The sequence below is a fragment of the Sphingopyxis sp. genome (genome assembly GCF_035998965.1).
Classification (GTDB): Bacteria; Pseudomonadota; Alphaproteobacteria; order Sphingomonadales; family Sphingomonadaceae; genus Sphingopyxis.
On record NZ_DASYHE010000025.1, the window covers coordinates 44,147 to 65,261 of the forward strand.

The following is a 21,115-nucleotide window of genomic DNA, read 5'->3' on the forward strand; positions in this document are numbered from 1 at the left end:
CTCGAGCGCGCAGCTTGGCTTCACCGGATCGGGATGATTTGGCAACCGGCGCGCCGCAGGTCGCTGGCAAATGTGCGAGCAGTGGTGGAAGCGGGAGGAAGTTCCAGGCGATAATAGCTGAAGATCGGCGCCAATTCAGTCCGTCCGGCCATGGCAACCCGCGGCTTTGGCTTGCAAACGGCGCGCAGCGCGGCGGGCCTCATAGCTTCGCGCAACAGCCTGGTCGGGCGTTCGATCAGAAAAGGCGAGTTGATAACCAGGTCTGCAGCAAAGGGCGCATCGCCTGCCCCGATCACAACATAGTCGGCGTTGATCGCCGAAAGACGCTGCGACACCTGTGCCGACGGCGCATAAAAGGAATGCGCCATCCAGGCTTGCAACGGCAACATGATGACCAGCCCCACCGCCGTGGTTCGCAGCAATATGGGCCGCCAACGCGCCTGGGCATCACCGAGCGCCACCCAGCCATAAACCGCGAGCAGGATGGCATTGCCGATCAGGCCGTGCAGGTAGCGATAACCGAAGCCATGCCCTTGGTACGGCAAGATGACGAACATAACCGCGATTGTCAGCAATAGGCCGGCGGTCAATGCACCCGCCAGCCTATCCTTACGCGCGATCATCAGCCCCAGCGGCAGGAGCGGCAATAGCAGCAAGTGTTGCCAAGCAAAAAAGCGAAGGATATTTGCGACCATATTGGCGATACGCAAACCATCGCCCTGCGTCACTGTAAGGACGAGCCGACTGAGATAGTCGATCCCTTGTTCCTTGGGGACTACCGCGTTGGCCTCGACTAACGCCCACATGGCGTTGGGCCACCAAGCCCAGAACGCTCCAATCGCAGCATAGCCAAAGAAGTAAACGGCGGCACGGCGCCAGTCGCGCTCAAGGACGAGCAGAAAGAGGATCGGTGCAGCAAACATCGGATGCATGACTGGTTGATGAAGCCCAACCGCGACAAAACCGACCGCCAGCGCTGCCACATCTGTCCACAGCGTTCGGCGCAAGAAAAGCCAGAGCCAGCAGAGGTTCAGGGCAAGGTGGGCCGGCATGGCATAGGCGGTCATGCCATTGAACAAGATCTGCCCTGATCCAAGATAGAGTAAAAGCCCCACCACCGCCGCTTCGCGATCGGCGGGCCATATTCGTCGTGCACATTTCCACAGCGCAAAAGCGCCCAGCAACAGCATGACGGGACCGGACAAGGCAGGGTCGCCGACAAAACCAAACAGTGTTCGCAGCAGAGCGTTCAACGGCAAATAAGCGGATATCCAGCCCGCGGTTTGGCTGGTGGGATACATAAACATCGTATTGAGCGCGTCGGCATGATCGCGCCAGATACCGCTTAGCGGTGCAACAAGCTGTCCCTGCGCAAAAACCTGCGCATCAAAGGTCGCCATCTGCTCATCGCGGCTCAGATCATAGCCGGACAGGATGAAATAATGCCCCGCAAAGGCGACAGTCGCCATCAAGATGCCGATGGTCAAAGCCAGCCGCCAACTACCTGCAAGAGCCTGTTCGCGCACGGGAAGACGCCAAAAACAAAACGCTAGCAACAGTGCGCCTGCGAGCAACAACCAGCGGTCTTGGCGATGCAGAAAGAAGAGGCTTAGATTGACGTTGGCACCCTGCATTGCGGCAACAACAAATGCCATCGCGGCAAAAACCATCGGTCGTTGGACGGTTAAGCCGAAAAGCTGTTTATTCGTCATCGCAACGCCTTGCCACATTATGGATAATTCGACGTTAATTCCGGTTGCAGCCCAGTGGACATGCCATCAACGTCGCTGCGGCATCGATTTTCGACGGCAATCATGGTGCTCAATCGGGGATATCAAGCCGCCAAGCAATTGCGCCATAGCACATGTTTATGTTATGTTCTTATAGCAAAGGAGAAAGGCTATGGATGATTCGTCCCCCCGCGCCACCGGCCAATGCCATTGCGGCGCGATCCGTTATTCGATGAGCACCACGGTACAGCATCACTCGCTCTGCCATTGCAGCGATTGTCGCCGCCATGCCGGCGCGCCGATGGTCGGCTGGGCGCTGGTCGGGCAGGACGAAATCGAAATCACGGGAACGCCGAAAATCTATGCGTCGTCCGAACATGGCCGGCGCCATTTTTGCGGCGAATGCGGGACCGGGCTGTTCTATACCAGCGAAGCGATTTTTCCGGGACAGATCGATGTTCAGTCGGCGACCCTCGACGATCCCGGGATGATCCCGGCGCAGGTGCAGATCCAGACCGCCGAGCGGATAGGGTGGATGGAAAATCTGGACAGCCTGCCTGCATTTGAGCGCTATCCGCCGTTCGAATAGGGCTGGCCGATGATGGCCCGACGATCCGGTCAGGACGGCCGCGTCTGACGCTGTTCGTCCCACCACGCCATCCGTTCGGCGATCCGTTTTTCGAAACCGCGGTCGGTCGGTTGATAATAGGTTTGCGCGCCCATGCCGTCCGGCCAGTAATCGGCTCCTGAAAAGCCATCGGGCGCATCATGGTCATAGGCATAGCCCGCGCCGTAACCGAGGTCTTTCATCAGCTTGGTCGGCGCGTTGAGGATGTTGGCGGGCGGCGCGAGCGATCCCGTGTCGCGCGCCGATACGAAAGCCCCCTTCTGCGCCGCGTAGGCCGCGTTCGATTTCGGGGCGGTGGCAAGATAGAGGCATGCTTGGACGATCGCCAGTTCGCCCTCGGGCGAACCAAGAAACTGATAAGCGTCCTTGGCGGCAAGGCATTGCACCAGCGCCTGTGGATCGGCGAGGCCGACGTCTTCGCTTGCGAACCGCACCAGTCGGCGGAGCACATAGAGCGGCTCCTCACCCGCGACAAGCATTCGCGCGAGATAATAGAGCGCCGCCTGCGGATCGGATCCGCGCAGCGCCTTGTGCAGCGCCGAAATCAGATTGTAGTGACCGTCGCGGTCCTTGTCATAGACCGGCATCCGGCGGTGCAGGAACTGCGCGAGCGCTGCCGGATCGAGGGGATCAGGGATCGCCGCGGCGAACAGCGTCTCGACCTGGTTGAGCAGAAAGCGTCCGTCGCCGTCGGCGCTCGTGACCAAAGCGGCCCGGGCTTCGTCGGTGACCGGTAAGCTGCGTCCGATATCGCCCTCGGCACGCGCGACGAGCTGCTTCAGCGCATCCTCGCCGAGGCGGTTGAGCACCAGCACCTGCGCCCGCGACAGCAGCGCCGCGTTCAAGGCAAAGCTAGGATTTTCGGTCGTCGCGCCGACCAGTACCACCGTGCCGCGCTCGACATAGGGCAGGAAGCCGTCCTGTTGCGCGCGATTGAAGCGGTGAATTTCATCGACGAACAGCAAGGTTCGTTTGCCCGCTGCGGCCATTTTTTCGGCATCGGCAAACGCCGTCCGCAAATCTGCGACGCCAGAAAAGACCGCGGACAGCGCCGAAAAGCGCATGCCGACCGCCTCTGCGAGCAGCCGCGCAATCGTTGTCTTTCCCGTGCCGGGCGGCCCCCACAGGATGATCGACGACAATTGCCCCGCCGCGACCATACGGCCGATCGTCCCTTCGGGTCCGGTCAGATGGTCCTGCCCGACGACATCGGTCAGCGCGCGGGGGCGGAGACGTTCGGCGAGTGGCACCGGGCCGGTTGCAGCGGCTTCGCGTTGTCCCGGGGTGTCGCTGCCGAACAAGTCTCCGCCCATCGGACGATCAGCCCCCGCGCCGCTGTTTCTGGCGGATCAGGCGCAGATAGGTGTCGGCGACCGCCTGGTTGATCGCATCCCATTGATACGCGCCGCTTTCGGTCACCGCCGCCGCGCCATGGTCGGCGCGGAGCGACATGTCGCGGCAATAGCGCTGAAGATGGTCGGCAAAACCGGTGATCGACCCCGGCGCGACCAGATACCCCGTCCGGCCGTGCTTGACAATGCTGGCACTCCCCGTGGCGCGCGCCGCGACCACGGGAAGTCCGCACGCCATCGCCTCCAGCGTCACATTGCCAAAGGTTTCGGTGACCGACGGGTTGAAAAAGATATCGCACGACGCGAGCGCGCGGGCGAGGTCTTCGCCGCCCTGAAAGCCGACAAAGCTGGCGTTCGGAAGCCGCGATTCGAACCAGTCACCGGCCGGCCCCTCGCCAATGACGACCACCTTGTGCGGCACCCCGCGCCGGGCCAGCACATCGATCGCGTCGGCGAACACATCGAGCCCCTTTTCCATCACCAGCCGTCCCAGAAACGCGATGGCGGGAACGTCGTCGGCGATGTCCAGCGAACGGCGCCACGCCATGTCGCGGCGGCCCGGATGAAACACGCCCTGCTCGACGCCGCGCGTCCAGATTCCGATATCGTAATTCATCCGCTGGTCGCGCAGCACCTGCGCAAAGCTCTCCGACGGCGCGATCAGCGCGTCGCACTTGCGGTACAATTTGCGCAGCCACGCCACCATCACAGGTTCGAGGAACGACAGGTTGTAATAGCGGAAATAGGTTTCGAAGCGCGTGTGGACCGAACAGGCGACCGGCAACCGCCGCCGCCGCGCCCACGAGGCCGCCTGTCGCGACACGCGATCCGGGCTGGAGATATGGAGGATATTCGGTGCGAAAGCGGCGATGTCCTGCCGCACCCGCGATGAAAAAGTGACCGGGATGCGATATTCACTGCGGCCAGGGATTGCGAAGGAGGGTACGCTGACCAGATCGCCCGTGGGTTCGAAATCGGGGTTGGCGACGGTCGGCGAATAAACCCGCACCGCGGCGCCCTGCGCCAGCAGATAGCCGACAAGGCGGTTCAGCGCCTTGTTCGCCCCATCGACGGTCATATTGTAATTGCCGCTGAACAGGGCGATGCGCAGGTCGGAGACGTCCATTGGGACCCAGCTAGTCCCTCACGCCGACAAAGGCAATTCGTCAGAACTCCTCGCGGCGCTCGGTCGAAGCTTCCAGATCGACGACGACGGGCGGGTGCAGGCGCAGGCGATGAACGCGGCGTTCGTCGGCCTCGGTCACCTCGATCCGCCAACCGCTTGGGTGGAACAAAATTTCGCCGACCTGCGGTACATGGCCCGCAAGCACCGCGGCCAAGCCGCCGAGCGTATCGACATCTTCGTCGATCTCGGCGAGCCGAGGATCAATCGCTTCGCCGACATCGTCGAGTTCGGCGCGCGCATCGGCGTTCCAGCAGCCGTCATCGCCCGCGATGAACAGCGCGGTCGGCTCGTCATCATGCTCGTCTTCAATCTCGCCGACGATTTCCTCGACGAGATCCTCGATCGTCAGCAAGCCTTCGGTCCCAGAGTATTCGTCGATGACGATGGCCAGATGGGTGCGTTTCGCCCGCATTTCGGCGAGCAGGTCGAGTACCCCCATCGATTGCGGCACATAGAGCGGCTGGCGGAGCAGGTCGATCAGCGGCGGCGGCGGGCGCCCCTCGGCGAGCACCGCGAACACATCCTTGACGTGGATCATGCCGACCACTTCGTCCAGGTTTTCGCGGTAAACCGGCAAGCGGCTGTGGCCCGCCTCGGCAAATTGCGCGACGATTTCGTCGAAGCTGGCGCTTTCGGGGATCGCGATGATGTCGGCGCGCGGCACCGCGACATCGTCGACCGTCTGTTCGCCGAAATGGAGCAGGTTGCGCAGCATCTTGCGCTCGATCGGCGACATATCACCGACAATGTTGCTGCCGCGCCGGTCTGGCCCCTCTTCCTCAGCCTCGTCGATGACCTCTTCGATCTGTTCGCGCAGCGACGGTTCCTTGTCGCCGCCGAACAACAATGTCCGAAGCCCGGCCCAGAGGCCGGACCTACTGTCGTCTTCCGATCGGTTCGAAGACCCTTGGTCGTCGGGCATATATCTTGCGGTTCCTCTGTTAATCCTGATCCGCATATGGATTGGCGATGCCCAGCGATGCAAGCGCTTTCACTTCCAACGCCTCCATTGCCCCGGCGCTGACGTCGTCGCCATGATCATATCCCACCAGATGCAGCGTGCCATGGACGATCAGGTGCGTCGCATGATCGATGATCGACACGCCCTTCTCGTCCGCCTCGCGCGCGCAGGTTTCGCGCGCCAGCACGATGTCGCCGAGCAGGATTTCGCCATCGTCGCTGTTGGCGAGGCCTTCGAGGAGATCGTCCTGCACTTGCGGAAAGGACAGCACGTTCGTGGGTTTGTCCTTGCCGCGGAAATCGCGGTTGAGCGTCTGGACCTCGGCGTCGTCGGTCAGCCGCACCGCGATTTCGACCAGCGGGGCAGCCTGGGCAAGCGATGCGAAGGGCGTCAGCGCGAGCGCGGCGGCGACGGCTTCCGCGGCGCGATCTTCCCAATCGAGCGCGTCAGGCCAGGGGGTAGCTTCATGGGTTTCGACGCTCAGCACGCAATATCTCGCGCAAGGGAAATGGCGGAAAACTGCGCAACTTCACTCGCAATTCGCGTTTTCCGCGCGCCTGCTGGACGATCGTTGAAGGTCATACCTATCCGCTACCGCGGCGCGGGAATGTAGGACAGCGTTTTTTCCGATCCGGCTGGAGTTGCTTTGAGTTGGGGAGCGGGCGCAAGCCGATCCTCCCCGGAACGGGGAGGGGGACCAGCGAAGCTGGTGGAGGGGCACCATCGGTTTGCTTGCTGGTGAGGAGGTGGGCCTCCACTGAGCTCCCGGAAAAGGTCAGCCCTTTCAGATCAGTGCTGCGATGACCTCCTGTGCCCCTCCACCACCCTTTGGGTGGTCCCCCCTCCCCCGCTGGGGGAGGATCGCTGATCCGCACTCCGCCCATCACCCTCAATGCACATGCGCCAGCTTGTCGGGGTTACGCATCACATAGATGCCGACGACTTTGCCATCCTCGATCTCCAGCGCGGTGGTTTGCAGTTCGCCGTCAGCCTCGCGCGTCACAAAACCCGGCAGGCCATTGATCGTCCCGGCGTGGACCAGCGTCGAGCCATATTTGCCGAACAGCACCGCCAGGCTGCGGTGCAGCTTTAGCACGATGTCGTGACCGAACACCGGCTCGGTCACCGCGGCTCGCTTGCCGCCGCCGTCAGACCACAGGCCGACATCGGCGGCGAGCATGGCGCCGAGCGCCGCCATGTCGCCGCTGCGCGAAGCGGCGAAGAAGGCGTTGGCGATCTGGAGTCCCTGCTCTTTCTCAAGCTTGTAGCGCGGGCGCGCGTCGCGGACGTGGGTGCGGGCGCGCGCGGCGAGCTGGCGCGTCGCCGCGGGGTCACGATCGATCGTCTTCGCCACCTCGTCGAATTCGACGCCGAAAACATCGTGGAGCAGGAAGGCGGCGCGTTCGAGCGGCGACAGGCGTTCGAGTGCGAGCATCAGCGGCAACGTGACATCGTCCTCTTCTTCCTCTTCGACCAACGGATCGGGGAGCCAGGGACCGACATAGGTTTCGCGCTGGCGGCGCGCCGATTTGATCTGGTCGAGGCAGAGCCGGGTTACGGTGCGGCGCAGGAACGCCGCGGGCTCGCGCACGTCGGCACGATCGGTGCCGAGCCAGCGGATGAAGGCGTCCTGCACCACATCCTCGGCATCGGCGACCGAGCCGAGCATGCGGTACGCGACGCGGGTGAGCAGCGGGCGCAGCGGATCAAAACTGACCGCCGCGCCCGCCGCGTCATGGGAACCCGGTCGGGTCATCAGGCCGCCTTGGCCGCGGGGGTTTCGAGCCAGAGGTCGAAACCGACCGCGATGCGGTTCCAGCCATTGATGATGTTGATCATCAGCGTCAGCTTCACCTGTTCCTCCGCCGTGAAATGCGCTTCAAGCCCGTCTTTTGCCGCCTGTTGTGTGTGGCCTTCGGCCAGACGGGTCAAGGCGTCGGTCCACGCCAGCGCAGCGCGTTCGCGCGGGGTATAGACCGGCGCTTCATGCCACGCCGCGAGCAGATAGATACGCTGCTCGGTCTCGCCCTTGGCGCGGGCTTCGGCGGTGTGCATGTTGATGCAATTGGCGCAGGCGTTGAGGATCGAGGCGCGGATTTTTACCAGCTCGATAAGGCTCGGTTCCAGGCTGTCCTGCACCGCAAGGCTGACGCCCATCCACTGTTTCATCAGCTGCGGCGCCGCGGCGAAGGGGTCTGTTACGACGGTCATAATCTGTCTCCTTTGGTTGGTTTGTACCGACATGACGAGACAGGATCGGCGGCTGTGACATGGCACGCAAAAAATTCCGCACGGACGTGAAAATCCGGTAGCTTGCCCGCCTCGATAATGATGAGGAGGGGTCCAATCATGAAGTTTCTCGATGGTTTCGGCGAACAGGCCTATGCGCTGCTGCGCATCATCGCGGGTCTGTTGTTCATGGCGCATGGGGTGCAAAAGTTCTTCAACTTCCCCACCGCCTTTCCCTATCCGTTAACTCCGATGCTGCAAGCCGCAGGCGCGATCGAGCTGATCGGCGGCGTGCTGATCGCCGTCGGCCTGTTCACCCGCCCCGCGGCGTTCATCGCCAGCGGCATGTCGGCGGTCGGCTATTGGGTCGCGCACGGGATGCAAAGCCCCTTCCCGATCGCCAATGGCGGCGAGACGATTGCGCTTTACTGCTTCATCTTCCTGTTCATCGCGACGCGCGGAGCGGGGATCTGGAGCGTGGATGGATCGCGGAAATAACAGCGCAGCAAGGGGTTGATGGCGGTTTTCGACCGATAGCTGACATTGATCCTCCCTGTGGCGCAGCCATGGGGAGGATCGTCAAGAGCAGCTTCCTCCCCCAAAACCGACATCGCATCGCACCACCACAAAACGGGGGCGACCGATGCGGCCGCCCCCCGGTTGCAGGCTTCACATCGTGAAGATCGTCACAGCTTGCGGGTATTCGCCTCGATCAGTTTCTTCGCCTCCGCGATGGCCTTGGCGGTGGTCTGCTTCTTGTCCTGCACCTCGTCCGCGATTTCGAGCAGGCGGCCGCTGATCACGGTGCCGGTCTGCGCTTCCTCGTCGATCGCAATGCCGCCCTTTGTCGCCGCGACGCGGTCCCATTCGGCGCGCACCGCGGCCCAATAATCCTTTGTCGCCGCCCAATAATCGTCGGCGGCCTTCACGTCATACTGGTCGTTCTTGGTATAGGTGTTGAGGACATATTCCTGCACGACCGGCACCAGCTTGCCGTCCTTTGTTCCCATCTTGGTATTGTCCTGCCAGTGGACCCAGCCGTCGGGCGAGCTCTGGTGGCGGTTGATCGACAGATAGCGGTCATAGACCGGGTTACGCACCGCGTCGCGGCGCGCGAGCGGGCGCCAGGTCCAGCTAGACCGCCAGCGGCGGACGCCGCCCTGTGTCTCGAACTGGCCCCAGCCGGCATAGCGCGGGCTGTCATCGACCTGATAAACAGTCTGCGACCAGCGCCCCGTACGCATGCGTTCGGGGACATCTTCCCAAGCCCAGCTGTTGCGATCCGAATAGGCGAGGATTTTGGCGGGTTCATATTCCCAATCCTGCCGCCAATGCTTGATAATGTGCGACTTGCCTTCATGCTCGATGACGAGCAGGTGTTGCAGCACGATCTTGCGACCCGTATCCTCGATCACGCGCACCACCTCGTTGCCGCCCGATTTCTTGGGCTCGAGAGGCTGATAGGACGGATCCCAGCGCGTCGATTCCTGCATGTCAAATCGAACGCGGTAATTGCCCGCCATCGCTAGGATATCGGTGCGGTCCTGCTCGAAATTGGCCGCGGCAGCATCAGCGGCGATCGGTGGGTGCGCGGGGGCGGCAACGGGGAGCGCTACGGCGCACAGCAGCAGCGTGGCAGCGAACTTGCGATATTTGTTCATCATGGCTGTCCTTCGATCGTGGTTAGAAACGGAAGCTGAGCGACACGAACGCGTTGCGGCCGGGCTGGGTGTAGGCATCGGTGACGGTCGAGGTGGACGCGAGGCCGCGGACATCGCTCCACCAGGCATATGTCTTGTCGAGGATGTTGAAGACCCCGGCGCGCAGCGTCACCCCGTCAACGATGCGGGCGAACGCCGTCGCATCAAGGATCGTAAAGGCATCGGGGCGGAAACAGTCGGGGGTGCAGATGCCGGTGGTCCGCGATGCGCTGACGCGGGCGCTGTGTGTCATGATCAACTGCCCGCCAAAACGCCCCTGCGCTTCGCGATAGCCGACCCCCGCGACCAGCTTGAACGGATCGATCGTCGACAGCGGTGCGCGCGCGCCCGCGGGATCGATCACGTCCCCCTTGGCATAGGAAAGGGCGAGCGTCGCATACAGGCCGGACGACGCTCGCCCCTCGAACCGCGCCTCGGCCCCTTTGACCCGGACGCGGTCGAGATTGACGAATTGAAAGAGGATCGGATTGGCGATCGTCCCCGCGCCGCCAATCTGTTCCTGGCTGATGAAATCCTTGTAGCGCGCCGAAAAGCCGGTGACGTCGAGGCTGACCGCATCGCTGGCAAAGCGGATGCCGCCTTCGACGCTTTCACTGCGTTCGGGACCGAGATCGGGATTGGGGATCGAGCGGTAGGAAAAGAAGGGCGAGGTCAGGTTTTCGAAGAACTGGTTAACCTGTCCCGGCTCGGGCGCCTTGAAGCCCGTCGCATAATTGGCGAACAGCCGCACCTGATCGGTGATTTTCCAGACTGCACCGAACTTCGGCGACAGGCGCGAGCCATCCTGGCTCGCCCCGGCAAAGGTCGGCAGCAGCGGATCGTTGTCGGGGGACAGATCGTACCAATCGAACCGCAGCGCCGGGTAGAGCAGCAGGCGCCCGTCGGCGATCGCGATTTCGTCGCCGACGAACAGCCCGGCGCGGGTGAAATCGGTGCTGGGGAAGGCGCGCGTCGGATAGGTCTCGCCCGCCGGCGGCACGGTGCCGCCGCGCAGGCCGCGCTGGCGCGTCTGGCTGATGTCGCCGCCGAAAACCAGGCGGTGAGCGATCGCGCCGGTCGTGAAATCGGCGCGGGCGTCGGCCGACGCGCCGACGACACGGTTCTCGAAAGTGTTGAGCCGCGTGCGGTCGGCGAGCGGGGTGCGATCCTCCTCGGTATATTGGCGATCCTCGCCGTCCTGCCAGTAGAGCGCGACGCGCGCGAAATCGATCGCCCCCCCGCCTTCCCAGCTCCAGTCGAGCGAGACGCGCTTGCGGGTTCCGCTGTCGAAGCCTTCGAGCCGGTCGACGGAGGCGCTGAGGCCCGAAAGGCCGTTGGTATAGAGGTGCGTGTCGAGATATTCGCCGGTCAGGCGCAGCTTGTGGCCGTTCGCGGGATCGTAAACGAGGCGCGCGAGGGCGGCGTCGGAGCGGCCGTCTTGCGGATTGGGCCGTGTCCGCGCGGCGCCGGTGCCGCCGACAGTCCCCTGATTGTCGAGCTCCTGATAATCGCGGCGCGTGTAGGCCGCCATCGCCGACCAGTCGCCGCTGCGGCCCGCAAGGATCCCGGTTTCGCTGAACTCCTTGTCGGCGCTGCTGTACGCGGCGCGGAGCAGGCCGCCAACGCTCTTGCCTTCCTCAAGGAAGTCCGAGGGGTCGGCGGTGATGAAGCTGACCGCGCCCGCCAGCCCGTCGCTACCGTACAGCGCCGACGACGGGCCGCGCAGGATCTCGACCGATTTGATCAGGCCGAGATCGACATAATCGCCGCGCCCCGAAGCCTGCGCGCCAAAGGTGAAACCGTCGGGGACGCGGACGCCGTCGACCTGGATCAGGACGCGGTTGCCGCCGATGCCGCGGATATTGAAGCTGTCGTTACCCGCACGCCCCGTCGCGCCCAGCGCGGCGCCAAAGCGCGCCGGCTGACGCTGGACGCTGACCCCCGGCTCGAAACGGACGAGATCGCGGATGTCGGTGACCAGTTCGTCGGCGATCTGTTCGGCATTCTTGACGGTCACGGTGACCGGGATGTCCTCGACCTTCACGGCGGTGCGCGTCGCGGTGACGACGATCTGGCTCTTGCGCGCCGCCCAATACTCGCCGTCATTGTCCTGCGCAAAGACCGGCGCGGCGGTCGCGGCGAGCACGAAACCCAGAGCGGTACCCGCCGCGAGACGGACGGTGGACGGCGAACGGTAGCTAGTCAAAACTCTTCCCCTATTTGGTTGCGAGTGATTCGCAATAGCGTCGCTCTAGGCGCGCGAAATCAAGGGGTCAAGTTTTATGCTATTGCGACTCGTTTGCGTATGGTACTTCAACGATATGGGGATTTGTACGCAGCGTTATGCGCGGTGAGACTAAAGCAGTCCTCCCTGTGGCGAAGCCATGGGGAGGGGCAGTCCGAAGGACTGACGGATGGGCGTTGCGCAAAGTCGCGGCGCCCCTCCACACCTCGCTGCGCAAGTGGTCCCCCTCCCCATGGCTTCGCCACAGGGAGGATTTTTAGGAGTTAAGCCCCCGGCCCTTCATAGGCATCGACGATCCGCCCGACGATCGGGTGACGCACAACATCGGCGCTGGTGAAGTAGCTGACATTGATGCCCTCGACGCCCTCCAACCGGCTGACCGCGTCGGCCAGCCCCGATGACGCCGGGATCGGCAGATCGACCTGTTTGGGGTCGCCGCAGATGACCATTCGGCTGTTCATGCCAAAGCGGGTGAGGAACATCTTCATCTGCGGGATTGTCGTATTCTGCGCCTCATCCAAAATGATGAAGGCGTCGGCGAGCGTACGGCCGCGCATGAAGGCAAGCGGTGCGATCTCGATTTCGCCGCTGGCGATGCGGCGTTCGACCTGTTCGGCGGGCAGGCAATCGTGGAGCGCATCGTAGAGCGGGCGCAGATAGGGATCGACCTTTTCCTTCATGTCGCCGGGCAGGAAGCCGAGCTTTTCGCCCGCCTCGACCGCGGGCCGCGACAGGATCAGCCGCTGAACGCTGCCGGTGATCAGCTGTGCCACCGCCTGCGCGACCGCGAGATAGGTCTTGCCTGTCCCCGCCGGGCCGAGCGCAAAGATCACATCGTCCCGCGCCAGCGCCTTCATATAGGGCACCTGCGACGGGGCGCGCGGCACGATCGTCTTTTTGCGCGTGCGGATCATCACCGTTGGCGCTTCGTCCTTGTCGTGGCGGATGATGCCCGCGAGGGTCGGCTGCGCCGACATCGCGATCACCCCGTCGACCATCCCGGCGTCGACCTCCTGCCCCTGTTCGATGCGGTTGTAGAGATCGAGGAGCACATCGCGCGCGCGCGCCGCGGCTTCGGCCTCGCCCTCGATCTGCACCCGGTTGCCGCGCGCTGAGATGTATACGCCGAGGCGGTTTTCGATGCCGACCAGATTGCGGTCGAACTCGCCAAACAATATGCCCAACAGCTGCGTTCGCTCAAATTCCGCGGTCAGTCGGACGCGGTCGCCGGGCTCGGCGGGGGTCGAGGCGGTCAGCGGGCGTTTGGACATATGGGCAGGGCTCTTTCAGTCAAAAGACGCGGTATGAGAATCCGTTCGTGCTGAGCTTGTCGAAGCACAGCCCTTCTTGCAACGTCGAAAGAAAGAACGGTCCCCTTCGACTGCCTTGCAGGCGCTCAGGACAGGCTTCGACAAGCTCAGGACAAACGGTTTTAAGGTCGGCTGACCGCACTAGGCGACCGCTTCCATCAATGGCTCAGCGGCAACACTGTTCGCGCCGGCCGACACGATACGCACGTCGATCATGTCGCCGATCGCGAGGCCGGGGGCGATCACATGTGCCGATTGCAGCCACGGCGTCTTGCCGATCAGCTGCCCATCAAGCTTGCCCTTGCGTTCGAGGAGCAGCCGCGTCGTGCCGCCGACGCTCGCTTCGTTAAACGCCTGCTGCTGCTCGTTGAGCAGCGCTTGCAAGCGCTGGAGGCGATCGTTCATCACCTCTTCGGAAATCTGGTCGTCCATCGTCGCCGCGGGGGTGCCGGGGCGGCGCGAATATTTGAAGCTGTACGCCATCGCGTAGCGCGTCTGGTGGATCAGATCGAGCGTCGCCTGAAAATCCGCCTCACTCTCGCCGGGGAAACCGACGATGAAGTCGCCCGAGATCGCGATGTCGGGGCGCACCGCGCGGACGCGTTCGATGACGCGCAAATAACTCTCGCTACTATGGCTGCGGTTCATCGCGGCGAGGATGCGGTCGCTGCCCGCCTGCACCGGCAGGTGGAGGAAGGGCATCAGCTTGGCGACCTCGCCATGCGCGGCGATCAGTCCTTCGGTCATGTCGTTGGGGTGGCTGGTGGTGTAGCGGATGCGCTCCAGCCCGTCCTCGCGCGCCAGCTCGCGGATCAGGCCGTCGAGGCCGATCGTGCGGCCCTTGTCGTCCTCACCGTCCCACGCGTTGACGTTCTGGCCGAGCAAGGTGATTTCTCGCGCGCCGCCCGCGACCAAGGCGCGTGCCTCGGCGATCAGGTCGGCGAACGGTCGGCTGATCTCGGCGCCGCGGGTGTAGGGGACGACGCAATAGGTGCAGAATTTGTCGCAGCCTTCCTGCACGGTCAGGAAGGCGGTCGGGCGCTGGCCCGCGCCGCGTTTTGGCAAAGCGCCGAACTTGCTGGCGGCGGGCATGTCGAGGTCGACCGCTTTCTCGCCGCGCGCCGCGCGCGCGAGCAGGTCGGGCAGCCGGTGGTACGCCTGCGGACCGACAACGACATCGACGGTGGGGGCCCGGCGCGCGATTTCTGCGCCCTCGGCCTGCGCGACGCAGCCCGCGACCGCGATCGTCGGACGGCTGCCGTCGGCGCGCTTCAGTCGGCCAATGTCTGAATAGACCTTCTCGGCCGCTTTCTCGCGAATGTGACAGGTGTTGAGCACGACGAGGTCGGCGTCGGCACCGTCGGCGGCGGCCACATAGCCTTCGGCGCCCAGCATCTCGGCCATGCGCTCGCCGTCATAGACGTTCATCTGGCAACCGAAGGATTTGACGTGGAAGGTCTTGGCGGTGGCGGGGGAGTCGGATTTCATCGGCGCGCTATAGGCGATGCCGCGGCGCGGCGGAAGCCGCCGCGATTTTGGCCGCAATCGCGGCGCGCGCGGCCTCGTTGATCGCCTTGCGATCCTGCTCAACGGCGTCGGGCAGCGGGTCGAGATAATGGATGGTCAGCGGGATTGGCCGCGTGCGCGCGAGCAGGCGCTTAAAGTTGTCGAGACCTGATTCAGGATCAAGCCATGCGATATCGTTCGCCTCCGGCCCATAGTCGAGCAGCACCGGCTGGACCTGCAAATTGGGCGGGGTCGGGATGATCGCCTGGAACAGTGACGCGCGGAACGGCAGCAGGCCGTCGCCGGGTCCGGTCGTCCCCTCGGGGAACAGCGTCACCGGGCGTCCGCGCGCGAGGGCATCGCGCAGGCTGTTCGCCTGATTGTGGATGTCGCGCTTCGCCTCGCGCTGGACATAGATGGTGCTGTTCTGATCGGCGAGCCAGCCGACGAAAGGCGTCGTTTTCACTTCAGCCTTCGACACGAAGGCCGAACGCGCCGCGCCTCCGAGCGCCAATATATCGAGCCAGCTGACATGGTTCGACACGAACAGCACGTCGCGGCGGAGGCGGGTGCCGGTGGTGCGGATCCGCAGCCCGGCGATCCATCCCGCGGCATTAAGGAAGGCCATGACCATCGGCGACGGCCGACCGACGGCGCGATACAGGAGGTGCGGGACGATCAAAAACAGGAGCGCCAGCACCATCAGGGTCAAGCGGGCGACGGTCCGCCAGGTGATCGCGGCGCGATCAGTCGCGCTTGCGATCGAGGGCGACACCATAAAGCTCCATGCGATGGTCGACGAGGCGGAAGCCCAGCCGTTCGGCGATAACCTTTTGCAACGCCTCGAGTTCGGGATCGACAAATTCGATCACCTTGCCCGTTTCGACGTCGATCAGATGATCGTGATGCGCCTCGGGCGCGGCTTCGTAACGCGAGCGGCCGTCGCCGAAATCATGACGATCCAGGATGCCCGCCTCTTCGAACAGGCGCACGGTGCGGTAGACGGTGGCGATCGAAATACCGCTGTCGATCTTGGACGCGCGCTCATAGAGCGTCTCGACATCGGGATGATCCTCGGAATCCGAGATGACGCGCGCGATGATGCGGCGCTGCTCCGTGATGCGCAGCCCCTTTTCGTGGCACAGGGCTTCGAGATCGATGGTACCGGACATGCTGGCCTTTCCTGCAAGATGCAGCCGCGTCTTTCTTACAACAACTGTATAGGGTCACCCTGGTGATAGGACAAGGGCGGCACCCCCCGGGCACCCCCCTTTCCCTGCCTGTCCGGGCGCCCAGGAGCAGCGGCTCAGGCTTTGACCTTGCGCTTGCGTCCGCCGCCCCGCCCCTTGGTGCCAAGGCCGATTTCCTTCGCCAACGCGCGGCGACGTTCGGCGTAATTCGGCGCGACCATCGGATAGTCGGCGGGCAGCCCCCATTTGGTGCGATAATCGTCGGGAGTCATACCATAATGCGTCATCAGGTGGCGGCGCAGCATCTTCAGTTTCTTGCCATCTTCCAGGCAAGTGATGAAGTCGGGTTTGACCGAGGTGCGAATGGAAACCGCGGGAACGAGCTTTTCCTCGACGACCGGCGCCGTGCCGAGTCCCGTCAAAGCGGCATGGACATTATTGATCAGCAAAGAAAGATCGGAAATCGCGACGCTGTTATTGCTGACGTGCGCCGCGACAATGTCTGCGGTCAGTGTAACGAGCATCTCGTTGGTATCGGCTTGGTCGGACATGAGACTATTCCTTATTGTTTTGACCCAGAAGCTGGACGGCGACCATTGGAATTCTTGTGACTCCGCTTACAATGTTGCCACTTTGCGAACGAATGCGCAACGACCGATCAGTTGTTTCCGGTCACCGGCGGCGTTCGGCGCATCGTAATAGCATCGCGCATCTTGCCATCCTGACCGCGATAATAGGCGGCGCGTCGCCCGACTTCCGAAAAGCCGGTCTGTAAATACAGATGTATCGCGTCGTTGTCGGCGCGCATTTCCAGAAAATACTCATCGGCGCCCTGCGCCGTCGCCCAAGTCTGCCAATCCTGCATCAACAATTTGCCGATGCCGCGTCCGCGCCAAGCCGGGTCGACCGCGAGCAGCAAAAGCTCGCTTTCGGGTCCGGCGATCCGCGCCGCCGAAAAGCCGCATGGCTGGTCGCCATCCCACGCGATGCAAACGCGCGCGGAGGGCAAGGCAAACAGGGTGAGCAGCTGCGCCCCGCTCCACGCCTCGCCGTAGGCGGGTTCAAAAGCGGCATCCATCACGCGCATCACCGCAGCAAGATCGGCAACGCGCGCGGTGGCCAGGCGGATGGCGCCCGTCATGTCAGCGCCATCGGCCTGGCGTCGGGCGCGCGGCCATAAATCGGGCTGGGCTGATCGAGCAATGCCGCCGGCGGCAGGCGCCAAAATGCCCGCGCGTCGGGCAGCATCGCCAGCGCGCCGCCGGTACCGCGCCGCGCAACGAGAGGTTCGGCGCGATTGCCGACGACCAGTTCATCGGTCAGCGCGGCCGCTTCATCAGGCAACAGCGAACGGAGTTCCGCGCGCGGCGAGAGGTCCGCGGCGAAAGGCTGGACGAACCATTGGCCATGCCCGCCCTCCATCACGACGAGCGCGCCGCCTGCTGCCGCTATCGCTTCGGCGGCGCTGGCCGCGACGAGCGCGAGCGTCGAAAACCCCCGCACCGGCACCTGCCAGCCGAGCGCCAGTCCGCGCGCCGCCGCCACGCCGATCCGCACCCCGGCAAAGCTGCCCGGTCCGCAGCCGACGACGATCGCGTCGGCTTTGCCACCATCGATGAGTTCGGCGATCAGGGGAACCAGCCGCTCGGCATGGCCGCGGCCGATCACCTCGTGCCGGTAATCCACAACGTCCGCGCCCTCCAGCAACGCCACCGAACAGGCCTCGCTCGCCGAATCGATCACCAACTGGCGCATCAAGCGGGGGAGTTCCGGCTCAGGCGATGCGATTGAACCGACCGAAGTCGGGGCGCGGACTACGTTCGAAAATCGTCGCTGGATCGCCATAGCCAAGGGTCGAGATGAAATTGCTCTTCACGCTCGGCTGGTCACCAAAAAAGGCCGCATCAACGGCATCGTTATTGAACCCCGACATCGGCCCGGTATCGAGGCCGAGCGCACGCGCCGCGAGGATGAAATAGGCGCCCTGCAGGCTGGAGTTGCGAAACGCCGTCGCCTTGGCCAATTCATCATTGCCCACGAACCAGCTGCGCGCATCGGTGTGCGGAAAAAGTTCGGACAAATTCTCGTAAAATTCCAAGTCCATGCCGATAATCGCGGTGACCGGCGCCTTCAAAATCTTTTCGGCATTGGCGGGCATCGCCAGCGCAGCGAGCTTTTGTTTCGCGGCGTCCGATGTACACCAGATGATCCGCGCCGGCAGGCAATTGGCGCTGGTCGGACCGAATTTCATCAGATCCCAGATCGCGTGCGGTTGCGTCTCTGAAACGGGCTGGTCGAGATAGCCGTTATAGGTGCGCGCGGTGCGAAACAGCTGGTCGAGAGCGCTGTCGGATAGCGGCTCGCTCATGGGCTTACTCCTCGGGTGAAATCGGTCAGACGGCGTGGACTGCCGTTACCTCGGGTACATAATGTTTCAAGAGCGATTCGATGCCGTTCTTCAGCGTCGCAGATGACGACGGGCAACCGGCGCAGGCGCCCTGCATCTTCAGATACACATTGCCCTTGTCGAAACCGCGATAGACGATGTCGCCGCCGTCGTTGGCGACCGCGGGACGGACGCGCGTTTCGATCAGTTCCTTGATCTGTTCGACGATGTCGGCATCGGCGGGATCGTCGGCAAAGCCCGGTTCATCCTCTGCGGGGACCGAAAAACCGGCGCTGGCGGCGTTGAACAGCGGCACACCGGCCAGGAAATGGTCCATCAATATGCCCAGCACATCGGGCTTGAGGTCGCTCCAGCCAACCCCGGGCGCTGCGGTGACCGACACGAAATCGCGGCCAAAGAACACGCCGGTCACATCGCCGAGCGAGAATAGCGCGCTCGCCAGCGGCGACGCCTCGGCCTCTTCGGGGCTGGCAAAGTCACGGGTGCCCGCCTCCATCACCGCCTGGCCGGGCAGGAATTTGAGCGTCGCGGGATTGGGCGTTGATTCGGTTTCAATCAGCATGGGCTGCATGTGGGACGCCATCGCCCTTTGTGCAAGCCGATTGGGGGCGCTAGACAGCGTAAATGCGCCGCTTCACTCACTTCGCTGCTCTCGACTGGTCGGGCGCGCGCGGACCGCGGCAGCGCGGGATCGCGCTGGCGGTCGCCAGCGGCACCGGCGCACCCGAACTGGTACGGCCTGGCCATATCTGGTCGCGCGCCGAAATCCTGACGTGGTTACAGGATGTTGCGGCATCGCAAGTCGACATGCTGATCGGGTTCGACTTTTCGGCGGCGTTCGCCTTTGCCGACCGCGGCGCCTATTTTCCCGAATGGGACGCGAGCCCTGACACCCTGCCCGCGCTGTGGACGCTGGTCGAGCGGCTGGCTGCGCCGGACCCGCATTTCGAAATTGGCGGTTTTCTGGCGCATCCGGAGGCACGGCGGCATTTTCGACAGACGAAAGGCGATGTCGGCGATCTGTTCGCGCCCGGCACGGGGCGGTTGCGGATCGTCGAACAGCATCAGCGCGCGACCAAGCAGGCGGCGAGCGTCAGCAATTTCAACCTGATCGGCGCGGCGCAGGTCGGCAAGGCAAGTCTGGCGGGAATGCGCCTGCTCCATCGCCTGCGCCCGCAATTGCCGCTGTGGCCGCTCGACCCGGTCCCGGCAAGCGGCCCGTTGCTCGTCGAAATCTACACCGGGCTCGCGGCGCGCGCTGCCGGGGTGGCAGCGGGCCGCAGCAAGATTCGCGACGGCGCCGCGCTCGACAGCGCGCTGATGACGCTCGGCTCGCCGCCGGTTGGGATGACCGGCGCGATCAGCGACCATGCCAGCGACGCGCTGCTGACCGCGGCGTGGCTGCGCCGCACCGCCGATGATGCGGCCCCTTGGTCGCCCGCGCCACTCACCGACAGCCTCGCACGCACCGAAGGCTGGACCTTTGGCATAATTTGACGCAAGGAGCGCCCCACGCCGGCTTAGCTCAGTTGGTAGAGCAACCGCCTTGTAAGCGGTAGGTCGTCAGTTCGAGTCTGACAGTCGGCACCATCCATTTTGACGCGCACGCGTTGTTGATCCGATATTGGACCATCAGCGATAGTCGCGCGCAAAGGCGGCGGCGGCGCCGAACAGGCCGGGTTGCGGATGAGTGATCAGCTTGACGGGCAGCGACGCCATCAGATTTTCGAACCGGCCTTTCGCAATGAAGCGTTCGGGAAAACCCGAGCGCACGAGGCTGTCACGGATGCGCAGCCCCAGCCCGCCCGCGATGACCACACCGCCGGCGCCTTGCGCCAGCGCCAGATCGCCGGCGACGCTGCCCAGCGACAGGCAGAAGCGATCGGCAGCAGCGGCAGCGAGGCTATCGTCGCCGCTCATCGCCATGGTCCAGATCGTCCGGTCGTCGAGCGACGCGACGGGTCGGCCTTCGAGCGCCGCCAGCGTTTCGTAGATATCGACGATGCCGGGGCCGGACACGACACGTTCGACCGACACGCGGCGGTGCCGCTCGCGGAGCCTTGTGAGGATGGCATCCTCGATGCTGTCCAAGGGCGCAAAGTCGATGTGGCCGCCTTCGGTCGCCTGCACCCGGTAATCACTGCCGTCCCGCCAGATATGCGCGACCCCCAGCCCGGTGCCGGGGCCGATAATACTGATCGTGCCGGTCGCCGGCAGTGGTTCGTCGGGACCGCTCAGCCGCTCGAAATAGCTGGCATCGGCCTGTGCGACGGCATGGCCGACCGCCTCGAAATCATTGACCAGGACATAGCGATCAACATGCAGCTTTTCGCCGATCAACGCCGGGCGGATCAGCCACGGGTTGTTCGTAAAACGGATCACCTCGCCGCGCACCGGTCCCGCCACGGCGATCGCGACGCTGCGCGGCACGCCGCCCTCCTGCCGCGCAAATGCCTCCCACGCTGACTGGAAACTCGCGTGATGGGCGGTATGCAGCGTCGTCGCCTCGCCCAGCGACAGCACACGCCCACCCGCGACCTTGGCCATCGCAAAGCGCGCATGGGTGCCGCCAATATCAACTGCGACTACCGTCTCGCTCATCATGCTCCCGCCTACCTAAGCCCGATCCCCCACCGCGGATGTCGGACGCAAACTCCAAATGCAAGGCATG

At 63.9% G+C, this 21,115-nt stretch carries 22 protein-coding genes and 1 tRNA gene; 4 read left to right on the forward strand and 19 right to left on the reverse strand.

Annotated features, from left to right (window positions below; translation table 11 throughout):
• Positions 1-20 precede the first annotated feature (20 nt).
• Positions 21-1,712 (reverse strand): hypothetical protein, encoded by a 1,692-nt coding sequence (locus VGN68_RS03200; protein ID WP_327473808.1) that lies wholly within the window; start codon positions 1,710-1,712, stop codon positions 21-23.
• A 190-nt stretch (positions 1,713-1,902) separates the two neighbouring features.
• On the opposite strand from VGN68_RS03200, the gene VGN68_RS03205 reads away from it, so the two are divergent.
• Positions 1,903-2,319, forward strand: coding sequence for a GFA family protein (locus VGN68_RS03205; protein ID WP_327473810.1), 417 nt, complete (start codon positions 1,903-1,905; stop codon positions 2,317-2,319).
• Positions 2,320-2,348: 29 nt separating this feature from the next.
• Here VGN68_RS03205 and VGN68_RS03210 read toward each other — a convergent pair whose 3' ends face one another.
• From VGN68_RS03210 to VGN68_RS03235, 6 genes are all read right to left on the reverse strand, one after another.
• Positions 2,349-3,671 (reverse strand): replication-associated recombination protein A, encoded by a 1,323-nt coding sequence (locus VGN68_RS03210; protein WP_327473812.1) that lies wholly within the window; start codon positions 3,669-3,671, stop codon positions 2,349-2,351.
• A 7-nt stretch (positions 3,672-3,678) separates the two neighbouring features.
• Entirely contained in the window at positions 3,679-4,836 is a 1,158-nt protein-coding gene (locus VGN68_RS03215; RefSeq protein ID WP_327473814.1) for a glycosyltransferase family 1 protein, read from the reverse strand.
• Between the two features lie 40 nt (positions 4,837-4,876).
• Positions 4,877-5,818, reverse strand: a complete 942-nt coding sequence (locus VGN68_RS03220; protein ID WP_327473816.1) for a hemolysin family protein — start codon at positions 5,816-5,818, stop codon at positions 4,877-4,879.
• A 19-nt stretch (positions 5,819-5,837) separates the two neighbouring features.
• On the reverse strand, positions 5,838-6,344 hold the full coding sequence (gene ybeY / locus VGN68_RS03225) for an rRNA maturation RNase YbeY (protein ID WP_327473818.1): 507 nt from the start codon (positions 6,342-6,344) through the stop codon (positions 5,838-5,840).
• Between the two features lie 402 nt (positions 6,345-6,746).
• Positions 6,747-7,613, reverse strand: coding sequence for a sigma-70 family RNA polymerase sigma factor (locus VGN68_RS03230; protein WP_327473820.1), 867 nt, complete (start codon positions 7,611-7,613; stop codon positions 6,747-6,749).
• Complete coding sequence (locus tag VGN68_RS03235) at positions 7,613-8,068, reverse strand: carboxymuconolactone decarboxylase family protein (RefSeq protein ID WP_327473822.1); 456 nt, start codon at positions 8,066-8,068, stop codon at positions 7,613-7,615. Before VGN68_RS03235 ends, VGN68_RS03230 begins: the two co-directional genes overlap by 1 nt.
• Positions 8,069-8,206: 138 nt before the next feature.
• On the opposite strand from VGN68_RS03235, the gene VGN68_RS03240 reads away from it, so the two are divergent.
• The gene (locus VGN68_RS03240) at positions 8,207-8,584 is read left to right on the forward strand and encodes a DoxX family protein (RefSeq protein WP_327473824.1); all 378 of its coding nucleotides are present in this window, start codon (positions 8,207-8,209) and stop codon (positions 8,582-8,584) included.
• Positions 8,585-8,772: 188 nt separating this feature from the next.
• On the opposite strand, the gene VGN68_RS03245 is transcribed toward VGN68_RS03240, so the two are convergent.
• The 11 genes from VGN68_RS03245 to VGN68_RS03295 all read right to left on the reverse strand — a co-directional run bounded on the left by VGN68_RS03245 (position 8,773) and on the right by VGN68_RS03295 (position 19,006).
• Positions 8,773-9,747: a DUF6607 family protein gene (locus VGN68_RS03245; RefSeq protein WP_327473826.1), complete on the reverse strand. Its 975-nt coding sequence runs from the start codon at positions 9,745-9,747 to the stop codon at positions 8,773-8,775.
• Between the two features lie 22 nt (positions 9,748-9,769).
• Positions 9,770-11,992, reverse strand: coding sequence for a TonB-dependent hemoglobin/transferrin/lactoferrin family receptor (locus VGN68_RS03250; protein WP_327473829.1), 2,223 nt, complete (start codon positions 11,990-11,992; stop codon positions 9,770-9,772).
• Positions 11,993-12,294: 302 nt separating this feature from the next.
• A complete protein-coding gene (locus tag VGN68_RS03255; RefSeq protein ID WP_293698298.1) occupies positions 12,295-13,302 on the reverse strand; it encodes a PhoH family protein in 1,008 nt (335 codons plus the stop codon).
• A gap of 180 nt (positions 13,303-13,482) precedes the next feature.
• A complete protein-coding gene (gene miaB, locus VGN68_RS03260; protein WP_327473835.1) occupies positions 13,483-14,829 on the reverse strand; it encodes a tRNA (N6-isopentenyl adenosine(37)-C2)-methylthiotransferase MiaB in 1,347 nt (448 codons plus the stop codon).
• Positions 14,830-14,836: 7 nt separating this feature from the next.
• Positions 14,837-15,625 (reverse strand): lysophospholipid acyltransferase family protein, encoded by a 789-nt coding sequence (locus tag VGN68_RS03265; protein WP_327473837.1) that lies wholly within the window; start codon positions 15,623-15,625, stop codon positions 14,837-14,839.
• On the reverse strand, positions 15,594-16,019 hold the full coding sequence (locus VGN68_RS03270; RefSeq protein ID WP_058805138.1) for a Fur family transcriptional regulator: 426 nt from the start codon (positions 16,017-16,019) through the stop codon (positions 15,594-15,596). The genes VGN68_RS03265 and VGN68_RS03270 overlap by 32 nt, the downstream gene beginning before the upstream one ends.
• Before the next feature lie 134 nt (positions 16,020-16,153).
• Complete coding sequence (locus VGN68_RS03275; RefSeq protein WP_327473839.1) at positions 16,154-16,588, reverse strand: MucR family transcriptional regulator; 435 nt, start codon at positions 16,586-16,588, stop codon at positions 16,154-16,156.
• A gap of 107 nt (positions 16,589-16,695) precedes the next feature.
• A complete protein-coding gene (locus tag VGN68_RS03280; protein ID WP_327473840.1) occupies positions 16,696-17,178 on the reverse strand; it encodes a GNAT family N-acetyltransferase in 483 nt (160 codons plus the stop codon).
• Positions 17,175-17,792 (reverse strand): tRNA (adenosine(37)-N6)-threonylcarbamoyltransferase complex dimerization subunit type 1 TsaB, encoded by a 618-nt coding sequence (gene tsaB, locus VGN68_RS03285; RefSeq protein ID WP_327473862.1) that lies wholly within the window; start codon positions 17,790-17,792, stop codon positions 17,175-17,177. Before tsaB ends, VGN68_RS03280 begins: the two co-directional genes overlap by 4 nt.
• Positions 17,793-17,811: 19 nt before the next feature.
• On the reverse strand, positions 17,812-18,405 hold the full coding sequence (locus VGN68_RS03290; protein WP_327473842.1) for a malonic semialdehyde reductase: 594 nt from the start codon (positions 18,403-18,405) through the stop codon (positions 17,812-17,814).
• A 25-nt stretch (positions 18,406-18,430) separates the two neighbouring features.
• The gene (locus VGN68_RS03295) at positions 18,431-19,006 is read right to left on the reverse strand and encodes a NifU family protein (RefSeq protein ID WP_327473864.1); all 576 of its coding nucleotides are present in this window, start codon (positions 19,004-19,006) and stop codon (positions 18,431-18,433) included.
• 62 nt (positions 19,007-19,068) lie between these two features.
• On the opposite strand from VGN68_RS03295, the gene VGN68_RS03300 reads away from it, so the two are divergent.
• A complete protein-coding gene (locus VGN68_RS03300; protein ID WP_327473843.1) occupies positions 19,069-19,941 on the forward strand; it encodes a hypothetical protein in 873 nt (290 codons plus the stop codon).
• A gap of 17 nt (positions 19,942-19,958) precedes the next feature.
• A tRNA-Thr gene (locus VGN68_RS03305) sits at positions 19,959-20,034 on the forward strand.
• A gap of 42 nt (positions 20,035-20,076) precedes the next feature.
• Here the strand turns inward: VGN68_RS03305 and VGN68_RS03310 are convergent.
• Positions 20,077-21,045, reverse strand: a complete 969-nt coding sequence (locus VGN68_RS03310) for an ROK family protein (RefSeq protein ID WP_327473845.1) — start codon at positions 21,043-21,045, stop codon at positions 20,077-20,079.
• Positions 21,046-21,115: the final 70 nt, after the last annotated feature.

Excerpts from the sequence above, each read along its gene's own strand:
- VGN68_RS03235 (WP_327473822.1), bottom strand. The coding sequence starts at position 8,068 with ATGACCGTCGTAACAGACCCCTTCGCCGCGGCGCCGCAGCTGATGAAA.
- VGN68_RS03265 (WP_327473837.1), bottom strand. The coding sequence starts at position 15,625 with ATGGTGTCGCCCTCGATCGCAAGCGCGACTGATCGCGCCGCGATCACC.
- VGN68_RS03290 (WP_327473842.1), bottom strand. The coding sequence starts at position 18,405 with ATGAGCGAGCCGCTATCCGACAGCGCTCTCGACCAGCTGTTTCGCACC.
- VGN68_RS03210 (WP_327473812.1), bottom strand. The coding sequence starts at position 3,671 with ATGGGCGGAGACTTGTTCGGCAGCGACACCCCGGGACAACGCGAAGCC.
- VGN68_RS03230 (WP_327473820.1), bottom strand. The coding sequence starts at position 7,613 with ATGACCCGACCGGGTTCCCATGACGCGGCGGGCGCGGCGGTCAGTTTT.
- VGN68_RS03200 (WP_327473808.1), bottom strand. The coding sequence starts at position 1,712 with ATGACGAATAAACAGCTTTTCGGCTTAACCGTCCAACGACCGATGGTT.
- VGN68_RS03240 (WP_327473824.1), top strand. The coding sequence starts at position 8,207 with ATGAAGTTTCTCGATGGTTTCGGCGAACAGGCCTATGCGCTGCTGCGC.
- VGN68_RS03205 (WP_327473810.1), top strand. The coding sequence starts at position 1,903 with ATGGATGATTCGTCCCCCCGCGCCACCGGCCAATGCCATTGCGGCGCG.
- VGN68_RS03215 (WP_327473814.1), bottom strand. The coding sequence starts at position 4,836 with ATGGACGTCTCCGACCTGCGCATCGCCCTGTTCAGCGGCAATTACAAT.
- tsaB (WP_327473862.1), bottom strand. The coding sequence starts at position 17,792 with ATGCGCCAGTTGGTGATCGATTCGGCGAGCGAGGCCTGTTCGGTGGCG.
- VGN68_RS03295 (WP_327473864.1), bottom strand. The coding sequence starts at position 19,006 with ATGCTGATTGAAACCGAATCAACGCCCAATCCCGCGACGCTCAAATTC.
- VGN68_RS03255 (WP_293698298.1), bottom strand. The coding sequence starts at position 13,302 with ATGTCCAAACGCCCGCTGACCGCCTCGACCCCCGCCGAGCCCGGCGAC.
- VGN68_RS03280 (WP_327473840.1), bottom strand. The coding sequence starts at position 17,178 with ATGACGGGCGCCATCCGCCTGGCCACCGCGCGCGTTGCCGATCTTGCT.
- VGN68_RS03275 (WP_327473839.1), bottom strand. The coding sequence starts at position 16,588 with ATGTCCGACCAAGCCGATACCAACGAGATGCTCGTTACACTGACCGCA.
- VGN68_RS03220 (WP_327473816.1), bottom strand. The coding sequence starts at position 5,818 with ATGCCCGACGACCAAGGGTCTTCGAACCGATCGGAAGACGACAGTAGG.
- miaB (WP_327473835.1), bottom strand. The coding sequence starts at position 14,829 with ATGAAATCCGACTCCCCCGCCACCGCCAAGACCTTCCACGTCAAATCC.
- VGN68_RS03300 (WP_327473843.1), top strand. The coding sequence starts at position 19,069 with ATGCGCCGCTTCACTCACTTCGCTGCTCTCGACTGGTCGGGCGCGCGC.
- VGN68_RS03245 (WP_327473826.1), bottom strand. The coding sequence starts at position 9,747 with ATGAACAAATATCGCAAGTTCGCTGCCACGCTGCTGCTGTGCGCCGTA.
- VGN68_RS03270 (WP_058805138.1), bottom strand. The coding sequence starts at position 16,019 with ATGTCCGGTACCATCGATCTCGAAGCCCTGTGCCACGAAAAGGGGCTG.
- VGN68_RS03310 (WP_327473845.1), bottom strand. The coding sequence starts at position 21,045 with ATGAGCGAGACGGTAGTCGCAGTTGATATTGGCGGCACCCATGCGCGC.